Below are 4,853 nucleotides of genomic sequence, written 5' to 3'. Positions count from 1 at the left end.
CAGCGCCTCGACGGGCCGCTCGATGCCCTCGTCGGTGAGCTTGAAGGTGCCCCAATGGTGGCCGAGCGCCTGATCGGCGCCGAGCAACGTCAGGGCCTCGACCGCGTCGGCCGGGTTCATGTGCTGCGGCTGCATGAACCAGCGCGGCTCGTAGGCGCCGATCGGCAGGGTCGCGAGCCGCGGCGGGCCGAAGCGGGCGCGGATCTCGCGAAAGACCGCGCCGTCGCCGAGCCCTGAATCGCCGACATGGTAGTGCACCCCGCGCGGCGTGGTCAGCAGGAAGGCGCACCAGAGCGCCATGCGCCGGTCGTTGAGGCCGCGGGCCGACCAGTGGTTGGCGGGCGTCAGGTGGGCGGCGATGCCGGCGCCGAGATCGACGGACTCGCCCCAGTCGCGCGTCTCGACATGCATCGTCTCGTCGTAGCCGCGCAGGATCGCGTCGTTGCCGAGGGGCGCCACGATCAGGGGCTGATGATCCTGCCAGAGCCGGGCGACGGTCGGGCCGTCGAGATGGTCGTAGTGGTTGTGGGTGATCAGCACCGCGTCGATCGGCGGCAGGTCGGCATAGGCGATGCCCGGCGGATTGACCCGCTTCGGTCCGGCGAAGCGGAACGGGCTGGCACGCCGGGAGAAGACCGGATCGACCAGGATGTTGCGGCCCGCGACTTGGATCAGATAGCTCGCATGCCCGATCAGCACGACGCGGAACCCCTCGACCCGCGCCGGCGGCCTGTCCGCCGGGAAGGGGCTCGGGAAGCTGGCGGGCCACGCCTCGGACTTGCCGGTCCGGCGCCAGCGGGCGAGGTCGCCGAGCGACTTGTCCGGGGGCTGGTCCGCGGCGTGGAAGCGCAGGCCGTCGAAGTGGTCGCTCGCCGGCCCGCGGTAATAGGGGTTCTTGTTCCTCCGGTGCGCGGCGTAGCCGACACCGCCGAGGGTCATCACCGTGGCCGCGCTGGCGACCGTGAGCAGGCCACGCTTCTTCATACGGCCAAGATGGCCTGCCCGGCCCGCGGTTCAAGCGCGGCGCGGAGCCTCAGGAGCGCCAGCGCAGCTCCTGCCGGATCAGCGGATTCGCGAAGGGCCGGCCTTCGCGGGCCGCCTCCAGCGCCTCGCGCTTGAGGCGGAAATACCATTGCGAGGGCAGGTCGCCCTGGCCGAGCAGCACCATGGTCGGCTTGCGGTCGAGGCCGGCCTGGGCGTGCTGCAGAACCTGCTGATCCTGGGTCAGGAACTGGCGCATCAGGGGCCGGGCGATCGGCTTCAGCAGGTTGAGCGCCGGCATGCTCCAGTAGAGGGCGTTGGTCAGCATGGTGCGGTTGGCGCCCATCGGCGTGGCGTAGGTGTAGTTCGCCACCCGCTTCGTGCCCGCCTTGATCCGCTCGAGGCGCACGCCGGGGAGGCGGAACTCGATCTCGACCTCCGGCGCCCCGCCGAGCAGGCGGTAGACCGGCGAACTCGTCGTCGTGGCGTGGCTCGTCATGACGAAGCCGTGCGGCACCGGCTGGAAGGTCTTCACCTTCTCCCGCAGCTCCTTGGAGGGGCGGAACCACCACGTGTCGTGGACGAAGGCGACGTGGCCGGGATCGACCAGGCTCAGCGTCGTGAGATCGAACGAGGCCTCGACCTCGAGTTCGAGCACGAGGCATCCGGCCGGTTCGAAATCGAGGGACGGGACCGCCGGCACGGCGTCCGGGTCGGAGGGACCGAGATGCGGGTTGACCCAGAGGAAGCCCGCGCTCTCGACGATGGGGAAGCGCTGCACGGCGATGCGCGAGAAGTCCGAGGCGTCGTGCTCGGAGAGCGTCGGCACGTCGCGGCAGCGCCCATCGGTGCCGAAGCGCCAGCCGTGGAAGGGGCACATCAGCGTGTCGCCGTCGAACTTGCCCTTGGACAAGGCCATGCCGCGGTGGGGGCAGCGGTCGCGCAGCGCGAACAGGGCGCCGTCCTTACCGCGGCCGAGCACGACCTGCTCGCCGTTGAGCGCCACCGCCCGCATCTTGCCCCCCGCGATCGCCGCGGCGCGGCCGACGCAGTACCACGCGTTCGGCAGCGGCTCGCGCATGGCGCGCGGATCGAGGGCGTCGTCGGCGGAGACACGCGGGGCGGCGGCGGAGGACATCGTTTTCCGGGCTGACCGATGCGGACGGGTGCCCTCTTTAGGCTCCCGGCCGCCCGTCGGCCAGGGCCGCGCGCGGCGACGCATTGTGCATTGCGGCGAGACAACGCACCGGTTCGGCCGCCGGGGGTCTTTCGCCGGGCGGAATTCCTCCCTACCTTGGGCTCATCCGCAACGAACGAAAGGAGGTGATCCAGTGTCTCATTGTCATCAGCCGTCGCCGACGACCAAGGCCTGGACCGTTACCTCCGGCGTGTGCGCCTGACGCACCCGCAGGATCACGACAGGTTTCGTCGGACTGACCGGTTCGACAATGGAAGGGCCGCTCCATGGGGCGGCCCTTCGCATGTCCGGTGTCGTCCAGATCGGTTCAGCGCTGCTGCCCCTGGAACAGCGGCGCGGCGAGCGCCTCGCAGCGGGCGCGCCAGAGGTCGCGCTCGGTCCGCAGATCCTCCATCTTGCCGACTTCCTCGGCGATGTGGGCGCGCAGCTCGCGGATCTCCTGGGCCAGGATGATCTGAAGCTCGTCGCGGCGCTCGGCCTCCAGCCGGAGCCGGGCCTTCAGCATCATGTTCTCGGCCATGATCTCGGCCACGTCCTCGTCGGCGGCCTCGGCCGATTTCGCGGCGGCGGAGACGAGGCGGGGCGACCAGCCGTTGCCGCGGGCTTCCGCCTCGGGCTCGGCGGGGGCGGGCTCGGCCTCGCGACGTTCGACGGGCTGCGTCTCGGCCACCGTCGCGCGCATGGTGGCGAGCCAATCCCGCAGCGGCGCGGAGCTGATCGGAGACCGGAGGCCGGGCTCGGGAGATGGGGCCTGTCGCGCGGGTTCCGACATCGGGGAGTACCTCGGGCACCTCCAGCGGTGCGTCGTCGAGCATCAGATCCCAACATGCTTAACGAAGGGTAAAGCTTAACCGTCCGCTTACGTCCGTTCCGAGGACAGCCGCACATCGGCCCAGCACCATCTACTGCCTTCCGTCGCGTCCGGGATCGGCCCGGAAAGCGGCCGTGGGATTGACTTAAATCGGCACAGGGCCTATCCGCCCGGCTCCATTTCGACGTTCGAACGTCACGATGAGCCGCCGACCGGTCCGAGAGGCCGGAGGTCAACGTCCGACAGCGCGTCTGCGCCCTCGGGCGCCCTTGTCGTTGCCGGGCGTTCGCCGAAGCGTCAAACGAGCCCTGCCATGGCGCCCGCGAACGACACCCCCCTCCGCATCGAGGATGCGGTCAACGACCACTGCCCGTGGTCGGGCAAGCCGATCGTGCCCGAGGCGCTGACCCTCTACAACGGTGCGGTGGTCGGCTTCTGCGATGCGGCCTGCCGGGACAAGTTCGCCCGCGCGGTGGCGGCGTTCGAGGACGCGCTGCGCGCGCGCCGCGTCGCCAATGCCGGCCTCCACCAGTAAGGACCTCTGAACCCGCATGTTCGAAGGCCTTTCCGACCGCCTTTCCGGCATCCTCTCCGGGCTGACGCGCCGCGGCGCGCTGACGGAGGCCGACGTCACCGCCGCCATGCGCGAGGTGCGCCGGGCCCTGCTCGAAGCGGACGTGGCGCTGGAGGTGGTGCGCTCGTTCACCGACCGGGTGCGCGAGAAGGCGGTGGGCGCCGTCGTGCTCAAGTCGGTGACGCCCGGCCAGATGGTCGTGAAGATCGTCAACGACGAGCTCATCGCGATGCTCGGCACCGATGCCAGCGTCGTCGACCTGAACGCGCCCGCCCCGGTCGCCATCCTGATGGTCGGCCTCCAGGGCTCGGGCAAGACCACCACCACCGCCAAGATCGCCCGGCGCCTGTCGAGCCGCGAGAAGCGGCGCGTGCTGCTCGCCTCCCTCGACACCCGCCGCCCCGCGGCGATGGAGCAGCTCGCGGTCCTCGCCAAGCAGGTCGAGGTCGAGAGCCTGCCGATCGTCGCCGGCCAGTCGGCGGTACAGATCGCCAAGCGTGCCATGGAGGCCGCCCGCCTCGGCGGCTTCGACGTGGTCATGCTCGACACCGCCGGCCGCACCACGGTCGACGAGGGCCTGATGAACGAGGCCGCCGAGGTCAAGGCGGCGACGAAACCCCACGAAGTGCTGCTGGTGGCCGACGCGCTCACCGGCCAGGACGCGGTCACCACCGCCCGCGCCTTCGACGAGCGCCTCGGCGTCACCGGCATCGTGCTGACCCGCATGGACGGCGATTCCCGCGGCGGCGCGGCGCTCTCCATGCGCGCTGTGACGGGCAAGCCAATCAAGCTCGTCGGCGTCGGCGAGAAGGTCGACGCACTCGAGGAGTTCCACCCGCAGCGGGTGGCCAACCGCATCCTCGGCATGGGCGACATCGTCTCGCTCGTCGAGAAGGCGGCCGAGACCATCGACCACGAGCAGGCCCTGCGCACCGCCGAGAAGATGCGGAAGGGCAAGTTCGACCTCGAAGACCTGTCGATGCAGCTCGCCCAGATGGAGAAGATGGGCGGCATCGGCGGTCTGATGGGGATGCTGCCCGGCATGGGGCAGATGAAGAAGCAGGTCGAGGGCGCCAACCTCGACGAGAAGATGTTCAAGCGCCAGCGCGCGATCATCTCCTCGATGACGCCGGGGGAGCGCAAGAACCCCGACATCCTCAAGAACAGCCGCAAGAAGCGCATCGCGGCGGGTGCCGGCGTGAAGGTCGAGGAGATCAACAAGCTCCTCAAGATGCACCGGACCATGGCCGACATGATGAAGTCCATGAGTTCGGGCAAGCGCGGCGGCA

5 protein-coding genes are annotated in these 4,853 nt (G+C 70.1%); 2 read left to right on the top strand and 3 right to left on the bottom strand.

What is annotated here, in order from left to right; translation table 11 throughout:
- The 3 genes from MFF42_RS25025 to MFF42_RS25015 form a co-directional block, all read right to left on the bottom strand.
- The coding region (locus MFF42_RS25025) for an MBL fold metallo-hydrolase (protein ID WP_238258669.1) at positions 1-984 on the bottom strand (984 nt) is incomplete at its 3' end.
- Positions 985-1,033: 49 nt separating this feature from the next.
- Complete coding sequence (locus MFF42_RS25020) at positions 1,034-2,119, bottom strand: Rieske 2Fe-2S domain-containing protein (protein WP_238258667.1); 1,086 nt, start codon at positions 2,117-2,119, stop codon at positions 1,034-1,036.
- A gap of 367 nt (positions 2,120-2,486) precedes the next feature.
- On the bottom strand, positions 2,487-2,861 hold the full coding sequence (locus MFF42_RS25015; protein WP_306423562.1) for a hypothetical protein: 375 nt from the start codon (positions 2,859-2,861) through the stop codon (positions 2,487-2,489).
- Between the two features lie 442 nt (positions 2,862-3,303).
- Here MFF42_RS25015 and MFF42_RS25010 point away from each other — a divergent pair, with 442 nt between their 5' ends.
- Complete coding sequence (locus tag MFF42_RS25010; protein ID WP_238258663.1) at positions 3,304-3,525, top strand: glutathione S-transferase; 222 nt, start codon at positions 3,304-3,306, stop codon at positions 3,523-3,525.
- Between the two features lie 16 nt (positions 3,526-3,541).
- On the top strand, positions 3,542-4,853 hold a 1,312-nt coding region (gene ffh / locus MFF42_RS25005), incomplete at its 3' end, for a signal recognition particle protein (protein WP_238258661.1).

The sequence above is a fragment of the Methylorubrum podarium genome (genome assembly GCF_022179745.1).
Lineage (GTDB): Bacteria > Pseudomonadota > Alphaproteobacteria > Rhizobiales > Beijerinckiaceae > Methylobacterium > Methylobacterium podarium.
The sequence above is the reverse complement of the archived record's forward strand: the minus strand, read 5'-3'. Positions and strand labels throughout refer to the sequence as shown.

Coding starts and splice junctions, on each gene's coding strand:
- MFF42_RS25010 (WP_238258663.1), top strand. CDS start 3,304: ATGGCGCCCGCGAACGACACCCCCCTCCGCATCGAGGATGCGGTCAAC.
- MFF42_RS25020 (WP_238258667.1), bottom strand. CDS start 2,119: ATGTCCTCCGCCGCCGCCCCGCGTGTCTCCGCCGACGACGCCCTCGAT.
- MFF42_RS25015 (WP_306423562.1), bottom strand. CDS start 2,861: ATGCGCGCGACGGTGGCCGAGACGCAGCCCGTCGAACGTCGCGAGGCC.